The sequence below is a fragment of the Glutamicibacter ardleyensis genome (assembly GCF_014644555.1).
Classification (GTDB): Bacteria; Actinomycetota; Actinomycetes; order Actinomycetales; family Micrococcaceae; genus Glutamicibacter; species Glutamicibacter bergerei.
The window spans coordinates 534,440-550,260 of sequence record NZ_BMKX01000002.1 but is presented as its reverse complement, the minus strand read 5'-3'; the positions used below and the strand labels follow the sequence as shown (position 1 = coordinate 550,260).

At 54.1% G+C, this 15,821-nt stretch carries 18 protein-coding genes; 7 read left to right on the top strand and 11 right to left on the bottom strand.

The genetic code is table 11. From position 1 onward, the window contains the following. The first annotated feature begins 2 nt into the window (after positions 1-2). The 4 genes from IEX04_RS07265 to IEX04_RS07250 are packed head-to-tail and all read left to right on the top strand — an operon-like array spanning position 3 to position 3,543. On the top strand, positions 3-1,022 hold the full coding sequence (locus tag IEX04_RS07265) for a Bug family tripartite tricarboxylate transporter substrate binding protein (protein ID WP_188684762.1): 1,020 nt from the start codon (positions 3-5) through the stop codon (positions 1,020-1,022). Then, a complete protein-coding gene (locus IEX04_RS07260) occupies positions 1,019-1,522 on the top strand; it encodes a tripartite tricarboxylate transporter TctB family protein (RefSeq protein ID WP_096257836.1) in 504 nt (167 codons plus the stop codon). The genes IEX04_RS07265 and IEX04_RS07260 overlap by 4 nt, the downstream gene beginning before the upstream one ends. Continuing rightward, positions 1,523-3,145, top strand: coding sequence for a tripartite tricarboxylate transporter permease (locus IEX04_RS07255; RefSeq protein ID WP_229677051.1), 1,623 nt, complete (start codon positions 1,523-1,525; stop codon positions 3,143-3,145). It begins immediately after the preceding gene. Further along, entirely contained in the window at positions 3,142-3,543 is a 402-nt protein-coding gene (locus IEX04_RS07250) for a universal stress protein (protein WP_188684760.1), read from the top strand. The genes IEX04_RS07255 and IEX04_RS07250 overlap by 4 nt, the downstream gene beginning before the upstream one ends. A gap of 82 nt (positions 3,544-3,625) precedes the next feature. On the opposite strand, the gene IEX04_RS07245 is transcribed toward IEX04_RS07250, so the two are convergent. From IEX04_RS07245 to truB, 9 genes are all read right to left on the bottom strand, one after another. Further along, the gene (locus IEX04_RS07245) at positions 3,626-4,066 is read right to left on the bottom strand and encodes a DUF4282 domain-containing protein (protein WP_096257838.1); all 441 of its coding nucleotides are present in this window, start codon (positions 4,064-4,066) and stop codon (positions 3,626-3,628) included. A gap of 213 nt (positions 4,067-4,279) precedes the next feature. Continuing rightward, positions 4,280-5,665 (bottom strand): plasmid pRiA4b ORF-3 family protein, encoded by a 1,386-nt coding sequence (locus tag IEX04_RS07240; RefSeq protein WP_188684758.1) that lies wholly within the window; start codon positions 5,663-5,665, stop codon positions 4,280-4,282. A gap of 76 nt (positions 5,666-5,741) precedes the next feature. Beyond that, complete coding sequence (locus IEX04_RS07235) at positions 5,742-6,839, bottom strand: pyridoxal-phosphate-dependent aminotransferase family protein (protein WP_096257845.1); 1,098 nt, start codon at positions 6,837-6,839, stop codon at positions 5,742-5,744. A 254-nt stretch (positions 6,840-7,093) separates the two neighbouring features. Further along, entirely contained in the window at positions 7,094-7,363 is a 270-nt protein-coding gene (gene rpsO / locus IEX04_RS07230; protein ID WP_096257846.1) for a 30S ribosomal protein S15, read from the bottom strand. 107 nt (positions 7,364-7,470) lie between these two features. Next, entirely contained in the window at positions 7,471-8,259 is a 789-nt protein-coding gene (locus tag IEX04_RS07225; protein ID WP_188684756.1) for a class I SAM-dependent methyltransferase, read from the bottom strand. A gap of 3 nt (positions 8,260-8,262) precedes the next feature. Continuing rightward, on the bottom strand, positions 8,263-9,216 hold the full coding sequence (locus IEX04_RS07220; protein ID WP_096257848.1) for a bifunctional riboflavin kinase/FAD synthetase: 954 nt from the start codon (positions 9,214-9,216) through the stop codon (positions 8,263-8,265). Positions 9,217-9,278: 62 nt separating this feature from the next. Further along, the gene (locus IEX04_RS07215; RefSeq protein WP_170947951.1) at positions 9,279-9,749 is read right to left on the bottom strand and encodes a hypothetical protein; all 471 of its coding nucleotides are present in this window, start codon (positions 9,747-9,749) and stop codon (positions 9,279-9,281) included. Continuing rightward, entirely contained in the window at positions 9,746-10,123 is a 378-nt protein-coding gene (locus IEX04_RS07210; RefSeq protein ID WP_188684754.1) for a hypothetical protein, read from the bottom strand. Before IEX04_RS07210 ends, IEX04_RS07215 begins: the two co-directional genes overlap by 4 nt. A gap of 36 nt (positions 10,124-10,159) precedes the next feature. Next, positions 10,160-11,137, bottom strand: coding sequence for a tRNA pseudouridine(55) synthase TruB (gene truB, locus IEX04_RS07205; RefSeq protein WP_096257879.1), 978 nt, complete (start codon positions 11,135-11,137; stop codon positions 10,160-10,162). 269 nt (positions 11,138-11,406) lie between these two features. Here truB and IEX04_RS07200 point away from each other — a divergent pair, with 269 nt between their 5' ends. After that, complete coding sequence (locus IEX04_RS07200) at positions 11,407-11,736, top strand: hypothetical protein (protein WP_188684752.1); 330 nt, start codon at positions 11,407-11,409, stop codon at positions 11,734-11,736. A 100-nt stretch (positions 11,737-11,836) separates the two neighbouring features. On the opposite strand, the gene IEX04_RS07195 is transcribed toward IEX04_RS07200, so the two are convergent. Next, entirely contained in the window at positions 11,837-12,796 is a 960-nt protein-coding gene (locus IEX04_RS07195) for an alpha/beta fold hydrolase (RefSeq protein ID WP_188684751.1), read from the bottom strand. Positions 12,797-12,922: 126 nt separating this feature from the next. Continuing rightward, entirely contained in the window at positions 12,923-13,537 is a 615-nt protein-coding gene (locus IEX04_RS07190) for a class I SAM-dependent methyltransferase (protein WP_188684749.1), read from the bottom strand. Positions 13,538-13,905: 368 nt separating this feature from the next. Here IEX04_RS07190 and IEX04_RS07185 point away from each other — a divergent pair, with 368 nt between their 5' ends. Together IEX04_RS07185 and IEX04_RS07180 are read left to right on the top strand one after the other, a co-directional pair. After that, complete coding sequence (locus IEX04_RS07185; protein WP_188684747.1) at positions 13,906-14,685, top strand: electron transfer flavoprotein subunit beta/FixA family protein; 780 nt, start codon at positions 13,906-13,908, stop codon at positions 14,683-14,685. 68 nt (positions 14,686-14,753) lie between these two features. Further along, the gene (locus IEX04_RS07180; protein ID WP_096257854.1) at positions 14,754-15,746 is read left to right on the top strand and encodes an electron transfer flavoprotein subunit alpha/FixB family protein; all 993 of its coding nucleotides are present in this window, start codon (positions 14,754-14,756) and stop codon (positions 15,744-15,746) included. Positions 15,747-15,821 lie beyond the last annotated feature (75 nt).

The window sequence follows — 15,821 nt, the reverse complement described above, 5'->3', positions numbered from 1 at the left end:
CAATGAAAACCTTCAAATCCATGCGTGTCATGGCAGCAGTTGCCGCTGCAGCAGCGCTGGCCCTAACCGGCTGTGGCGTCACAAGCTCCGGTTCCGACTCCGATTCCAGCACTTCCCCCAGCGCCGAGAGCGGCCCGCTGAAGGATCTGCGCATCATGGTTCCTAATACTCCCGGCGGCGGTTACGACACCACCGCTCGTGTGGCGGCCAAGGTCATGGACGATGCTGACATCGCAGCAAACCTGGAAGTCTTCAACCTTGCCGGTGCTGGCGGCACCGTAGGTCTTGCACGACTGGTCAATGAAAAGGGCAATGGAGATCTGGCCATGTTGATGGGGCTTGGCGTAGTGGGCGCTAGCTACACCAATGAATCAGATGCCAAACTCACCGAGACCACCCCGATTGCCAAGCTCATCGAAGAGCCAGGCGCCATCATGGTCTCCAAGGATTCCCCATACAAGACCATTGATGACCTAGTAGCTGCCTGGAAGAAAGATCCAGGAAAGCTCTCGGTCGGTGGCGGCTCCTCACCAGGCGGTCCGGATCACCTGTTGCCAATGCAGCTAGCAGAAGCAGTGGGCATCGATCCTAAGCAGGTGAACTTCGTTTCCTACGACGGCGGTGGCGATCTTCTTCCAGCCATCTTGGGCAACAAGCTCGCATTCGCAGCCTCCGGCGCTGGCGAATACATGCAGCAGATCGAAGAGGGCTCGGTTCGCGTGCTGGCTACCAGTGGCGACAAGCGTCTCGAAGGTGTGGATTCTCCAACTCTGAAGGAATCCAACATTGATCTAATCTTCTCCAACTGGCGCGGACTAGTAGCCCCACCGGAGATCTCAGATGCTGATAAGGCGAAGTGGACCGATGCCATCACCAAGATGCACGAGTCCGCGGAGTGGAAGGAAGCATTGAAGACCAACGGTTGGACCGATGCGTTCATGACCGGTGACGATTTCTCAGCATTCCTTACCGGGCAGGATGAGCGCGTAGCAAACGTACTCAAGACCCTGGGTCTGGCGTGAGCGAAGTAACCACAGTGAAGAAGAAGCGCGTCGAACTCCTGTTCGCCGCGTTTCTTTTTCTGGTGGGAATCATTGTGTTCGTTGATGCGTCGCAACTTCATGTGACGTACTCCCAAGCCGATGTGGTGGGCCCTAAGGCTCTGCCCTACGCGGTCTCTGGGATTCTGGTTCTGTCATCTATTGCCCTGGCCATCACCGTTCTCCGCGGAAACCTGGCGGAGGGCGAAGAAGGCGAAGACGTTGATCTGAGCCAGCCCTCAGACTGGAAGGTTCTTCTCCCACTGCTGGCAGCATTTGTGATCAATATTTTATTGATCAACACCGCCGGCTGGGTTATCTCGGGAACGATCTTGTTCTTTGGCTCAGCAGTGGCATTGGGAAGTCGCCGATATGTACTGACGGCCCTGATCTCCATAGCTATGGCTTTTGGTACGTTCTACGGCTTCTATCTAGGTTTGGGAATCAAACTTCCAGCCGGAATTCTCTCGGGGGTGCTGTAAATGGAAACTCTTAGTCTCCTCATGGATGGCTTCGCCTCAGCACTAACACCTATCAACTTGTTGTTCGCGCTCGTTGGCGTGATCCTCGGTACCGCGGTGGGTGTCTTGCCAGGTATTGGCCCGGCTATGGCAGTTGCGCTGTTGCTTCCTGTCACCTACGGCATGGAAACTTCCAGTGCCCTGATCATGTTTGCCGGTATTTACTACGGTGGCATGTACGGTGGCTCGACCACCTCGATCCTGCTCAACACTCCGGGTGAGTCTTCAACGGTGATCACCGCCATAGAGGGCCACAAGATGGCCAAGAACGGTCGCGCAGCCCAAGCGCTAGCTACCGCCGCCATTGGGTCATTCGTTGCAGGCACCATCGGCACCGCGCTGTTGGTCGGTTTCGCACCGATCGTGGTGAAGTTTGCAGTTAGCCTTGGCGCACCAAGTTACTTCGCCATCATGGTCCTCGCATTGATTACCGTGACCGCAGTGCTCGGTTCCTCAAAAATCCGTGGTTTCGCTGCCCTGGGTCTTGGTCTGGCCATTGGTTTGGTTGGCATGGATCCGGTTTCCGGACAGAGCCGTCTGACCTTCGGCTTTGCACCTTTGGTTGATGGTTTAGATATCGTAGTGGTCGCCGTAGCTATTTTTGCCATCGGCGAGGCACTCTGGATTGCCGCTCACCTACGCAGCAATCCATCACGCACCATTCCAGTGGGCCGTCCTTGGATGGGCAAGGAAGACTGGAAGCGTTCGTGGAAGCCTTGGCTGCGCGGTACCGCGTATGGATTCCCATTCGGCGCACTTCCTGCCGGTGGCGCAGAGGTACCCACCTTCTTGTCCTACGTGACGGAAAAGAAGCTTTCAAAGCATCCTGAAGAATTCGGTCATGGTGCTATCGAAGGAGTTGCAGGTCCTGAAGCTGCCAACAACGCTTCAGCTGCCGGTACGCTCACTCCGATGCTTGCACTTGGTCTACCAACCAACGCTACTGCTGCGGTGATGCTGGCCTTCTTAACCATGAAGGGTATTCAGCCAGGTCCGTTGCTTTTTGAAAATGAGCCGGCCTTGGTTTGGACACTGATTGCCAGCCTGTTTATTGGCAACACCTTGCTACTGCTGATCAACCTGCCGTTGGCGCCAGTCTGGGCCAAGCTGTTGAAAATCCCGCGTCCGTTCTTGTACGCAGGTATCTTGTTCTTCGCCACCTTGGGCGCGTTCTCTGTCAATATGCAGACCGCAGACCTATGGCTGTTGCTGTTGATCGGTATTCTCGGCTTTGCACTTCGCCGTTTCGGTCTGCCGATTCTTCCACTGATCCTCGGTGTGATTATTGGTCCAATGGCCGAGCAGCAACTGCGTAAATCATTCCAGCTTAGTGCCGGTGAGGTTTCAGGCCTGTGGAGCGAACCAGTAGCAGTAACGGTGTACATCATTATTGCCATTCTGTTGCTCGTCCCATTGATCCTCGCGTTCCTTCGCAAATCACGTGGTGGCTCTTCAGAGCTCACCGCGGGCCTCGCATCAGGTGGAATGATCAGTGAAGACGAACTGGACAAAGTCGAATCTCAGCAGCCATCGAGCGGACGCCATTCGACCGAAGATGATCTGGATGGAAAGGACAAGCCATGACAGTTGTTGTTGGATATCTGCCCACTCCACAAGGAGAAGCAGCGTTAGAGCAGGCAATCGTCGAAGCGCAACGTGCGAAGGTAAAGCTTGTGGTGGTGAACTCCTCCAAAGGTGATGCACTAGTTGATGATCGACTGATCGATGCCCGAGAATTTCACCTCCTCGAAGAACGGCTTACCTCGGCGGGGTTAGATTTCTGGATCGAACGCTCCACACAAGGTCACGATGCTGCAGACGAGGTATTACGAGTTGCCCAAGCACAACGAGCCCAACTCATCGTGATTGGTTTGCGAAAACGAACCACGGTAGGAAAATTCATCATGGGTAGCACCGCGCAACGCATCCTGATGCAGGCAGGTTGTCCGGTCCTCTCAGTGAAGGCCGACGGCACCTGGTAGAGATAATGAAAACTGAAGCCGGGTGTGCAAGAGATTCTCTTGCACCCGGCTTCAGCATTTTATTGCTAAATACCGCTTACCACTATTGCTTGTAAGGGTTCTCAGGTGGGGTTTGGCCACCTTCTGGATTCTGACGATTCACCGGACGTGTCGGATCCGCCTGAGCCGCGGGGCGAACCTGTGGGTTCGTTGGTCCGGCTGGGTGTGGAGGGACTTCGCCGAATTGCTGTTCACTCGGAGGAGTGCCACCCGCCAAACGCACAAGCTCAGAGGTGTTCTCTGCAGTTCGGATCTGCGCGATAAGCGATTCCAAGCTTGCACGTGCCAACGCGAGGTAAATCAGCGTAAATAGTGGGCCAAGAATGAGTAGCACCAAGATGCCAAACATGACGCTCTCGGTGAAGGCCAAGACCGTGAAACTGATGTAGCCCACTGCCAACATGATCATGATCAGGATGTAGACAATCTTGATGATGGACGGCGTGACAAATTTGCGGAAACCAAAATCGAATAGTGCTTTCAATGTTCAATCCTCTTTCTCTTGGGGATGCGACTGATCTGTTCGAGGCTATCGTTAACCAAGGAGAATATCCTGAAACATGACAAACTATTTTCAGTTGAACCGAAAGAACGGAAATTTAACTACAAGGTTCAATCAACTACTGGAATGATCCTCTACATATCTCAGTACCCAAGTAAACTTGCCGCAACATGAAAGCATTGCATACAAGAGGAATTAGGCTTCCAGAATGAATCGCGAAATTTCCTGACGCTTGTCGTAAATCGCCTGACGATTATCGGCGTTCGAGTACTTGAAGTCCATGATTCGTCCGATCACATGCCACAGTTCCGTTGTAGGGATATAGCTGTCTGTGGAAATAGGGGCTCGAAGGTTTGGGTCCCAGTAGCCAAAGTTTTTAAGAACCTCAGATACATGAACGAACTCTCTCGCCTCCGTTGTAGCTTTCGTATATCTGTCCAAGTTATAGCCACCGGCGCAGAGTACCCACTCCGAAAATGTCGCATCAACTTCTACGTCCTTCGTTACCACAGAGCGCAGTTCATTGAGGATATAGCGAACCATCGCCAGTGGATCTTGGAGCAGCGAAGAGCCAAGCTTTGTAGCGATGAGTTTACCCTTGTACTTTCGGATCAATCGAAGCTTAATAACTACGTCGCGCATGATTGAAATGGTGGGCAGATCAACTTCCCGTTTCACCTTGCCTCGTTCGTAATCGATCCCGTTCAATTCGCAATGAGTCATCAACTCGGCAATCATTGCTGGGGGCATCCAACCGGCTTTGGTCAGGGTGATACCTTGATCCGTGCACATTTCAACCAGGGCAGTAAAAGGCTGGAGAAGCTCAACAAACCATTCCGGAATTTGTTCGCCGGTAGGCTCGAGTCCAATGTGGCAATGCGCGAATACTAAGGACAAATACTGCCGAATTCCCTCGTGAAATCGGGCGGTCCATTGCCCGGCCGCGTTAGCGCCGGTGAAACCGTTAGCAAGAAGTTTCAGGCGCGCGTTAGCAAAATCGATATCGAAGGTATCTGGATCAAACGCTTTCCAGGGTCCCCCTCTCCACTCCATCCAATCCACGGTGTCTTCGTCTTCGTCGCTACGTTCTGTGGAGCGATATATCTCTAGCTTGTTAGACCAGCCGCCAAGTCCCCCACTGTCTTCCAAAGGAGCGCGCAACTGACCTTCCAGAACTCTATATTTAGAGTCTTCAGGCTTCGTCTCGCGTCGAGACTCAACAGTGATTCGATGGATCCAGTCATCACCAAAATCGTATTCAAAATAGAGTTCGTCATTTGCGACCCGCAGAGCCTGACCTAGTGTGGTGTCTTCTAAAGACTCTCCGTCGCCGCTCTCAGCGCGCATCTGTTCGTCATACCATTTGATGGCCGACTTCGAACCGAGTTCAGTGTATGGACTGAGGTTCGTAAAAGCCTGCAGATGAGCATGTTCCCACCCCATAGCAATTTGCACCGCTAACCCGACTTCGTCAAGTGCAACGCTGTCTTCGATCTCAAGTCTGCGCCAAATTACTGGTTCTGAGCCGACCAACTCAATTCGAAGGGTCAATATTTTGTGAAGGGTAAGAACATTACTCATGAAACGAGTCTAGAGGCCGTGGCGGCCTAATACATAGGTACTCGCCACGACCTCTAGAAACTACTTCCTTGCCTGCCTAGGCCTTGTTAATAGCTTCCTTCAGCGAAGCAAGGATCAGCGCCACCGAGGAAGGGTTAGCGTTTGGTCCCATCAGACCGATACGCCATACGGTGTTCGCATACTGTCCAACGCCACCACCGATTTCGATGTTGAAACGCTCCAGCAAGTAAGCGCGGACCTTCGCCGAGTCCACACCTTCGGGAACCTTCACTGTAGTCAGCTGTGGCAGGCGGTAACCCTCGGCTGCAAACAGCTCCAAGCCCATCGCTTCGATACCGTCCTGCAATGATTTGCCCGCTTCTTGGTGCCGCTTGGTGACCGCATCCAATCCTTCGGCGAGAATTCGATCGATACCGGCTTCAAGCGAAGCCACCATGGCCACTGGTGCAGTGTGGTGATAGGTTCGTCCACCACCGGTAGTACCGGTGGTGTAACCGCCGAGTAGTCCAAGATCTAAGTACCAGGATTGTGGTTTCTGCACACGACGTTCGAAGGCACGGTCCGAAATGGTGAATGGTGCAAGCCCCGGGGCCACACCAATGCATTTTTGTGTTCCGGCATAACCAATGTCAATGCCCCACTCGTCGGCCAACACTGGCATACCACCAATGGAAGTCACAGCGTCAGTGATCAGCAGCGCGTCACCCTTGATGGCTCCCAGCGCCGCAATGTCTGAAACTACGCCCGTGCTGGTTTCGGCGTGCACGCCGGCAATAACGGTTGGGTTCGGGTGCGCCGCGGCAACGCGCTCGGCGTCGATTGGAGTTCCGTATTCGTGATCCACCCGAACGATTTCTGCACCGACTCGCGAGGCAACCTCGCACATGCGCTCGCCGAACAGTCCGTTGATCGCAATAACCGCGACGTCGCCTGGGTTGATGGTGTTAACGAAGGCGGCTTCCATGCCTGCCGAACCGGTAGCACTGAGCGGCAGGGTGCGGGAGTTCTTGGTTCCCCACAAGGTGCGTAGTCCATCGCCCACACGATCCATGCGTGCGATGAATTCAGGGTCCAAGTGTCCCAGCAATGGCAAACCCAGTGCGGCAGTTGCTTCTGGGTAAGGGTTACATGGACCAGGGCCGAACAAATGACGTTGCAGAACAGTCGCGCTCATGACTACTCGCTCTCCTTGTAGGTACTGAAATCTCCTTCAGCCTAACCTCAATTCAGATAAAAACGAAAGTAGAATTTCACACAGCAGAATTATTTGTCATTCGAGGAAGGCAGATAATATTTGCGCCCGCTTCCAGAATCTGCGTAATGCGCAGTTCCTATGCCCATAGCGTTGCACCAGTTTTGTCCATTAGACCCAAAAAATCCCCGTCTCCCAATGAAGGGAAACGGGGATTTTCACACCGAAGCGTGAGACTACTTGCGTAGGCCCAAACGCTCGATCAGCGCACGGTAGCGCTCGATGTCGGTGTTCTTGAGGTAGCCGAGCATACGACGACGACGACCAACCAGAGCCATCAGGCCACGGCGGGTGTGGTGGTCATGCTTGTGCTCTTTCAGGTGCTCGGTCAGGTCCTTGATACGACGGGACATGACTGCAACCTGAACCTCAGGCGAACCGGTGTCACCCTCGTGGGTGGCGTAAGCCTTGATGATTTCATTCTTTACTGCGGCATCTAATGCCATAACAAACTCCTGGAGTTGGACCGCGTTAATAAGTCAGTGTGTACGCCAGAGCGTTCACGGTGGTTCTTCGCAACCGCGGACTGCAGCGTGAACCATCGTCAATCATATCACCGACGCACCCGTCGGCGCGCCCTCCAAGCATGGGTGAGATAGGGCACTTCAACAATTTGTTCGGCCGCGTAGCCCAAGTGTTCACACCAATACCAGCGAAGATTGTTTTCCACCTTGGTCCGGGTTTCTTCTTTAGAACGCCGATAGTAGCTTCGCGAACGTGTCAGCTCCAAGATTCCGTGAAGGTCTAATTTCATGAACCAATGCCAAACCCCGGATTCTGGGGTGCTGAAGTCTTTGCCTAGCGGCGGAGCCAGCTCCGGGCGGTGCACATCGCCGGCATGCATGATGCGTGCTAGCCGGTGAACCCAAGGGACTTGAACGTCTAATTGATTCCAGAGCAACACCAACGAGCCCTCATCATGAAGCAAACGTGCGGCCTCGGCGCTAGCAAGCGGCGGATCCACCCAGTGCCAAGCTTGAGCGTAGGTAATTAGATCTGCGCTATCTTCGGGTAACCCGGTTGATTCTCCCGAAGCACATACGGTGTGCACTTGGGGGGTGCGTTCTTTGAGCACGCTCAACATATCGGCTGACGGGTCCACCGCCCAAACCTCAAGCCCTGCTTCGATTAGTTGGGCGGTGAAAATCCCCGAGCCGCAGCCTATATCGATGGCCAGTTTGGCCGTACGTCCGGCCAAAGAGAACTCGAGTGATTCGCGCGGGTAAGCGGGACGAATGCTGTCGTAGTCTTTGGCTCCTACTTCATACGCGGAAGCTAGATCAGTGCGACGCTCGGCCTTCATGGTGAATGCACGCTTAGGTAGTGCAGGAATTTCTGGCATAACCTAGTGTGACTCGGTGGCCAATACGCTTCGCGCCTGCACCACGTCATCATTCATCTGCTCAATCAGTGCTTCGATACCGCGGTAGGCAACCATCGGGCGCAGGTGCGCGGTGAACTCCACGACGATCTGCTGACCGTAAAGGTCAAAGTCTTCAAAACCTTCTTCGGGGCGGTCAATGACGTGGGATTCAACCACGCGAGATACACCCTCGAATGTTGGGTTGGAGCCGACGGAGATTGCAGCTGGCCAGCGCACGCCGGCCTCGTCAATAACCCATCCGGCGTAGACCCCATCGGCAGGGATAATCCCGGCTGCGTCCGGAGCAAGGTTAGCGGTAGGGAAACCGAGCTCGCGTCCCCGTGCAGCTCCGTGCACGACTTCGCCACGCATCCGATGCGGACGACCAAGAATTGCCGCGGCGGCTTCTACGTTGCCGGCAGCGAGTTCTTCACGAACCCAGGTGGAAGACAAGCGTCGTTTGTCACCCACATCTTGTACACCGATCACTTCAAAACCGTATCTGGTTCCAAGCTCACACATGTAGTCAAAATCGCCGGAGTTGTCTTTGCCGAAACGTACGTCGTGGCCAACCACCACGGCTACGGCATTGAGCTTCTCCACGATGATTGAACGCACGAATTCTTCGGCGCTCTGGTCCGCAAATTCAAGTGTGTAGTGAATCATCAGTGTGGCGTCTAAGCCAACACTGGCCAGTGTGTCGACGCGGTCTTCGATCCCCATGATGAGTTCAGGTGCAGAACCCGGGCGGTGCACCTGCGCCGGGTGTGGATCGAAGGAGATGGCAACCGATTTAGCCGAACGTTTTTTAGCCTGCGTGACTGCCGAGTCTAGGACTTCGCAGTGCCCCAGATGGACGCCGTCGAAGTTGCCGATGGTGACAACAGTGGGAGCCATGTCCGCGGGGACTGAGTCGAGGCCCTTCCAATAGTGCACTTTGCTCCTTTTGACTCTGCAACGAAAGTTAAATTGTTTACCGAGGTAATTCTTGCACGTCTTTAGGCGTGACGCTCATTACGATTACGGAAGAGCCACCACAGGCCGACTATCGGTAGCAACAACGGAATGTAACCGTAGCCCTTGCCAAAGTAGCTCCATACGGAGTCGTGACCAAAATGAGCTGGCATGGTGAAGGACAGCAAGCCGACTACAAGTACACCAAGAAGTTCAAAGCTGACGGCAAATACCGAAACCTTCCAAGCTCCCGGCTTCTTCGAAGCCAGGGTGAACGTGGCCAAGATATAAACCAGCCCAGACAACAATGACAGTGTGTACGCTAGCGGTGCTTCAGAGAAGTCACGAAAGAACATTTGATACAGCGCTCGGACGGTCGCCGATAGCGCCAGCACCCCGTAAACCGCAATAATAATGCGACCTAACCCGGAGGTACGCCCGGGGCGGGGAGCCTTATTTACGCCGCGAGCCTGTGCGGCTTGAACGATACGTGAATTGCGTGGTTTTTCGCTCATGCGATTACTCCTACATGCCAGATTTGTTCCATACGGAACAGCATCACAAAGGTGATGGCTCCCGAAACAGCTAAGACGGTATTGGCCCAACGACTCTTGTCGCTAACCGCCCAGAAGAAAGCAATGGGTGGCATGATCAATGCGGTCAGTAGATAACCCCAGAATTCCCAAGGCTCACCGAGGACCATTTCTCCCCCGACCTGACGTATGCCGGCGGCTACCGCATAAACAATCAGGAATAACTCGGTACCAGCGGTGGCTACTAACGCCCAATCATCCGGGTATCGCCGAATGACGGTAGCGATAAGGCCAAGCAGTACGGCGAGCGCACAAATAATTGTGCCGGCAATGAAAAAGCCGTTAAGGACGAACAAGGCTGAGCCTTTCTGAAAGTCTCAAATAAAAGTGAGTTACTGCTTTCCGGTGAAGACTATTTGCCCTCGGGCTTTTTCGCCCTTATCGGCAATGAGGGCAACCAATGCACCATCTGGCGCGAAAGCCGCGACGAGGTCATCTGCCGGTTCATCCATAACGTTCTTAGATGCGGTGATGGTTCGCCCGAAGGACAGCTCTGATGCTTCTTCTTCGGTCAGCTGGCGGTTAGCAAAAAGTGCTCCGGCTGCTTTTTCCAAGGGAAGTACCTCGAACTCTTCGGCGAGCTCTTCAAGTCGCTTAGATTTTTCGATGGAGTATGGACCCACTTCGGTGCGGCGCAATGCAGTGAGGTGCCCACCGACGTGGAGCGCTTCGCCGAGGTCTCGGGCCAGAGCACGAATGTAGGTTCCTGAGGTGCAAGAAACTGTTACGTCAACATCTAGCACCTTGCCACCAACTTCGCGGCGGATCTTGTGGATGTCAAAGCGTGAAATGGTCACCGGGCGTGCCTTCAGCTCTACCTGCTCACCAGCGCGAACGCGGGCGTAGGAACGCTTACCGTCTACCTTGATGGCGGAAACCTGGCTCGGGATTTGTTCGATATCTCCGCGAAGCTTCGAGATCTCGCGTTCAATATCTTCATCTGTTACCGCAGCGGCGATGCGCTCAGAGATGATGTCACCTTCGGCGTCGTCGGTGACGGTGTTCTGTCCCAGACGGATGGTGGCGGTGTAAGTCTTGTCGTGTCCCACGATATAGGTGAGTAAGCGTGTGGCTTTGTTAACCCCGATCACCAGCACACCGGTGGCCATCGGATCAAGGGTGCCAGCATGGCCCACCTTGCGGGTTCCCGCGAGACGGCGGATGCGACCCACTACATCATGGGAGGTCATTCCCTGGTCTTTGTCGACTAATACGAGGCCTGAGGCCTGCTCTTCAGTATTCTGCCCGGCTTTACTCACGCCTACCAGTATAGGCGTTATATAGACGGTGCCTGCGGTGATGCGTGTCATGCAGTTGTCGCGTTGATTTTGGAAGCATCCCATTGCCCGATCCCCCAGAAAGCATCCAGTAATTTCGAAGTAAGCTCTGTTCACTGACTATTTAGGCTCCGCCTTGACCAGAGTTTCTCAAGTAGATAGGTTCGGATAACCCGATTTCCCCGACAACTTCCTAGGACAATTTGCAAGACAACAAACCAAAACCACACGAATTGCTCATCTTCGTTCTTTTCTTGTTGGGATGTGTGTTGTTTGCGGGTCTGCCCGTAGCACTTGGTTTCTTGACTCCACTGGCACTGCCCGTGCTAGGTGAACTCAAAGCTGGGCTGTGGGGTTGGGTTCCGATACTAACTATTGGATTCACACTGGTTGTAATGCTCTCCGGTGAGATTACCGACCGAATTGTTCTTCACTCTTTTAAGGGCGCGGGCAAATGGGGAATCGAGACTCTGCAGTCCCTACTGACTTTTGCAGTGCTGGTATTGCTTTTCAATTTGGTGATGGACACCTACACTTTGGCCCTGACGAGTGCAGCCGTGGCGGTCGTGCTGTATCTACTTTTTGCACCATTGATCAGCAAGATGTACAAGAAAGTGCCACACGGTTCTTGAGAATCTCATCTACTCTTTCTTGACAGTCCGTGCAAGACCTATTTTTGTAGATAGGCACCCACCATTCAGCAAACTGTCGATTCGCCGAGAGGGCAGCAACCTAGCTTTCGGTGCTAAGCCTGGCGTTCGCTGCAGTCCAGTGCTCAACCATGCTTGCGCCTCCATGCCGGTCACCTTCATCAATAATGAGTGTGCTGTTCGGCCATAACCGGTGCAGTTTCCACGCAGTTGCAGCTGGGCTAGAAATATCTCGGCGTCCGTGAATCAAAGTTGCCGGTATGTGCTGAATCCGATTCATGCGTTTAAGGATCTCGGACTCGTCTGTAGCAACTATTGACCAGTAGTGCGTGGTTAGCCGGACAAAGGCAAGTCGAAATGCCTCGTTGTCCCACCGAGCGTCGCGAACGAATCCATCAGTCCCTATGGAGACGTGAGTATCTTCCCACAAGGCCCATTCCTTAGAAGCTTCATTACGGATTTTAATATCTTCAGAGTTCATCAGTCGCCTGTATGCCTCGATTAAGCGCCTCGACCCACGCTTATATCCGGTGACATTATTTTCCGCATATGAGGCAAGTCGTTCCCACGCTTCAGGAAAAATCTTCCCCACGCCCTCGGTAATCCATCGAATTTCGTCCTGGCTGGTTGTAGTCACCGCAAATAAGACGATGCCACGCACCCGCTCGGGGTGAGCCTGGGCGTAGGCAAGAGCTAGCGTGGAACCCCACGAGACACCATTGAGGATCCACGTATCAATCCTCATCGATTCGCGCAGCCGTTCGATGTCGTCAATGAGCCGCTCTAGCGTATTTGAGCTCAGGGAAGTATCAGCTACCGAAGCGTGCGGCTTTGAACGGCCGCAACCACGTTGTTCAAAGCCAATAACTCTTGTTCTGTCCAAGTCGAAACGATGACGATAGCCACTTTTGCCCAGCGTTCCACCAGGACCTCCATGAATAAACAAGGCGGGCAAGCCGTCGGGGTTTCCCCATTGTTCCCAATAGATACTCTGCTCGTCACTCACATCGAGTATCCCGTGCACTGGCTCAAAATCGGTCATTGGTGCGCTTTACCTTTCAGTTACTAGTACTTGCTACGATCACGAGCGCACATGGTGCTGAGAAACCAATAATTGCCAATGTAAGACGTCACAGGTTCCGAACGAACCTCGTCGGCACAACCGCTTTCACCTATTGATATTGGAACATCGAGTCGCCAACAACGCGCCATGAGTACGCGTAGGGCTAATGGCGCGTTGCACTGTATCGCTCACCGCGAAGCCTGCGTCCTCGACCCGGGAAACAAATAGTTCCATAGGCCAGCTATAGGCAGTAGTAACAGCATGATCAAACGAGACTAGCTCGGGGCCAGTAAAAAACCCGAGGGCCAAACCACCGCCTGGCCGAATACACCGCGCAAATTCAGCCAGTGGCGTCTTGAGCTGTTCGGGATCGGTATGAATCAGCGAATACCAAGCCAACACCCCGCCTAAGCTTTGCGCTGGCACATCCAGCGCTTCGGCTCGACCTGGCCGAAACTTCACGTCCGGGTAAGTCTGCTTGGCGATTGACAGGAATTCCGGCACCGGTTCAATGCCTTCGATATCATTTCCGGATCCCGTAAGAAACTGTGTCCATTGCCCCGGGCCACTTCCCACATCAAGTATTTTTCCCTTGACCTTGCGGGCCCACCCCTGAACCAGACTTAGATCTTCATCCGCGATATGCTCTAGCCCGCCAACCGCGTCAGCGTATTCCAAAGCTCTGGCACCGTAGGCCGATCTGACAGCTTCAAAAGTCATGGCCTCACTCTAATCGCTCAGAGAAATGTGGCGGAGTCTGGACTTTCTCGATGCTTCGCCTGATTTTCAGGCCCCGGGGGTGAAGTTCGTCCACAGATCACAGGATGTGTTGATCTGACTAGATTAAGAAAAGGTACGTCTAAACCTGACAAATGTCGTGTAACCTGCGTGTTTGCTACTGAAATTCATCTTCTATGTGAGCCCCACCCCGCGAGAGCCAAATAGACATGTAGAGTTTTTCCTAGTCGGTGACGTTGCTTAATTGCACCCACCATTCGAGAAAATTTCATTTGAAGCGTTGCGCCAGAACAACGGATAATCTCCGAATTGTTTGGCAATCACCAGAACCCCCTCAGAAGGAGACCAGCGTGAAAATCGCCGTCCTGACCAAACAGGTACCCGATACGTGGTCGAGCCGTCGCTTGGACCTGCAAACCGGAATGCTCGATCGCGAAGCAGCGGATCTCGTTGCCGACGAGATCTGTGAGCGTGCCTGCGAGGTGGCTTTGCAAGCCGAAAAAGCACTTGGCGAGGTCGAGGTGATTGCGGTAGCCATGGGCGGGGACAAAGCAGCCCTTGCACTACGTCGGTTACTGTCCATGGGGGCACATTCAGCGGTGCACATCTCTGACCCGGCGCTCGCCGGCTCAGACATGATCTCTACCGCCCGAGTTTTAGCCGCTGCCCTTGAAAAACTCGACGTTGATCTTGTCCTGGCTGGAAATGAATCCACCGACGGCAAGGGTGGCATGGTTCCGGCGATGATCGCCGAACTAATGGACCGCCCGTTCCTGCCCTACGCAGATGAGCTTGAGATCAGCGCAACCGAGGTGACAGGTTCAAGCCAGCTTTCCGAGGCAACCATGAAGCTCAGCGTGGCTTATCCTGCGGTAGTTTCCGTTACCGAGAAATCGGCCGAACCTCGCTTCCCGAACTTTAAGGGCATCCGCGCAGCGAAAACCAAGCCGTTGGAAACCTGGACTCTGGCAGATCTAGGCATCGAAGCGGGACCAGAGTCCGCCTTCTACCGTTCGGTGATGGTGTCCGCAGAAGATCGTCCAGAGCGCGTGGCCGGTCCAAAGATTACCGATGACGGAACGGCAGCAAAGCAGCTGGCCGATTTCTTGGCTGAGAAGCACTTTATCTAAGTCCCCCTCTCAGTTTTCCGTAATCTTTAGTCCCCCACGACTTATCCTTGCTCAGGAGAATTCACCTCATGTCAGTAAATAATCAGCCGGTTGTTGTCCACGTTCAGGTCGCAACCGATGGAACACCTCAAAACACCACCGCAGGCCTGCTTGGCACGGCAGCTCAGTTCGGCAGTCCGGTAGCGGTTGCTGTCTGTGCCACCGGTCAAGAACAGCAACTAGCGACCAAGCTCGGCGAACTGGGTGCTGCCGAAGTACAGGTTCTGCCTATCGATTTAGATGCGCTCGCACTCGGCTCCGCAGATGTCGCCGCTTTGGCTTCAGTCATCAAGACGACTTCACCGGCCGCCGTTCTCATCTCCAATACCGCCATTGGACGCACCATTGCAGGTCGTTTGGCGATCCGTGTTGAAGGCGCAGTAAGCGTTGATGCAGTATCGGTGCGTTGGGCAGATGATGAGCCAATCGCTTTGCACTCAATCTTTGGCGGCGACGTCACCTCGGAGTCCACCGTTGAAGGCGGGCCGCGAATTATTACCATCCGTCCAGGTGCCTCCGATCTCAAGGCGGAAGCAGTTGCTTCTCCGAAGATCACCGTCATTGAGCCTTCGGCACTACCTAAGGTTTCTAAAGGTGCGCAGATCCGCTCGGTTGAGTCGGTACAAACCGATGCCAGCCGCCCAGACTTGCGTAGCGCCAAGATTGTCGTTTCCGGTGGACGCGGCGTGGGCTCGGCCGAGAAGTTCGAGATTGTCGAACAGCTCGCAGATCACTTCGGTGCGGCGGTTGGCGCCTCGCGTGCGGCCGTCGATTCGGGCTATGTTTCCCCGAAGTTGCAGGTTGGCCAGACCGGCGTCATTGTCTCTCCCGAGCTGTACATTTCCTTGGGTATCTCCGGAGCTATTCAGCACCGTGCAGGCATGCAGACCGCCAAGACTATTGTTGCCATTGATAAGGACGAAAACGCCCCAATCTTTGACCACGCCGACTTTGGCGTAGTGGGCGACTTGTTCACCATAGTTCCGCAGTTGCTCGAAGAAATTCGTACCCGCAAAGGATAATCGTGGGCATTGTCCACTCAGGTAGGTTCCGGCCCCGCAAGATCCGCCGGATACGACGACGCGATGAGGTTCAAC

What these genes read in the sequence shown, in the direction of transcription:
- IEX04_RS07180 (WP_096257854.1), top strand. Translation starts at nt 14,754, where the DNA reads ATGTCAGTAAATAATCAGCCGGTTGTTGTCCACGTTCAGGTCGCAACC.
- IEX04_RS07255 (WP_229677051.1), top strand. Translation starts at nt 1,523, where the DNA reads ATGGAAACTCTTAGTCTCCTCATGGATGGCTTCGCCTCAGCACTAACA.
- IEX04_RS07195 (WP_188684751.1), bottom strand. Translation starts at nt 12,796, where the DNA reads ATGACCGATTTTGAGCCAGTGCACGGGATACTCGATGTGAGTGACGAG.
- IEX04_RS07215 (WP_170947951.1), bottom strand. Translation starts at nt 9,749, where the DNA reads ATGAGCGAAAAACCACGCAATTCACGTATCGTTCAAGCCGCACAGGCT.
- IEX04_RS07265 (WP_188684762.1), top strand. Translation starts at nt 3, where the DNA reads ATGAAAACCTTCAAATCCATGCGTGTCATGGCAGCAGTTGCCGCTGCA.
- IEX04_RS07240 (WP_188684758.1), bottom strand. Translation starts at nt 5,665, where the DNA reads ATGAGTAATGTTCTTACCCTTCACAAAATATTGACCCTTCGAATTGAG.
- IEX04_RS07235 (WP_096257845.1), bottom strand. Translation starts at nt 6,839, where the DNA reads ATGAGCGCGACTGTTCTGCAACGTCATTTGTTCGGCCCTGGTCCATGT.
- truB (WP_096257879.1), bottom strand. Translation starts at nt 11,137, where the DNA reads ATGACACGCATCACCGCAGGCACCGTCTATATAACGCCTATACTGGTA.
- IEX04_RS07225 (WP_188684756.1), bottom strand. Translation starts at nt 8,259, where the DNA reads ATGCCAGAAATTCCTGCACTACCTAAGCGTGCATTCACCATGAAGGCC.
- IEX04_RS07190 (WP_188684749.1), bottom strand. Translation starts at nt 13,537, where the DNA reads ATGACTTTTGAAGCTGTCAGATCGGCCTACGGTGCCAGAGCTTTGGAA.
- IEX04_RS07250 (WP_188684760.1), top strand. Translation starts at nt 3,142, where the DNA reads ATGACAGTTGTTGTTGGATATCTGCCCACTCCACAAGGAGAAGCAGCG.
- rpsO (WP_096257846.1), bottom strand. Translation starts at nt 7,363, where the DNA reads ATGGCATTAGATGCCGCAGTAAAGAATGAAATCATCAAGGCTTACGCC.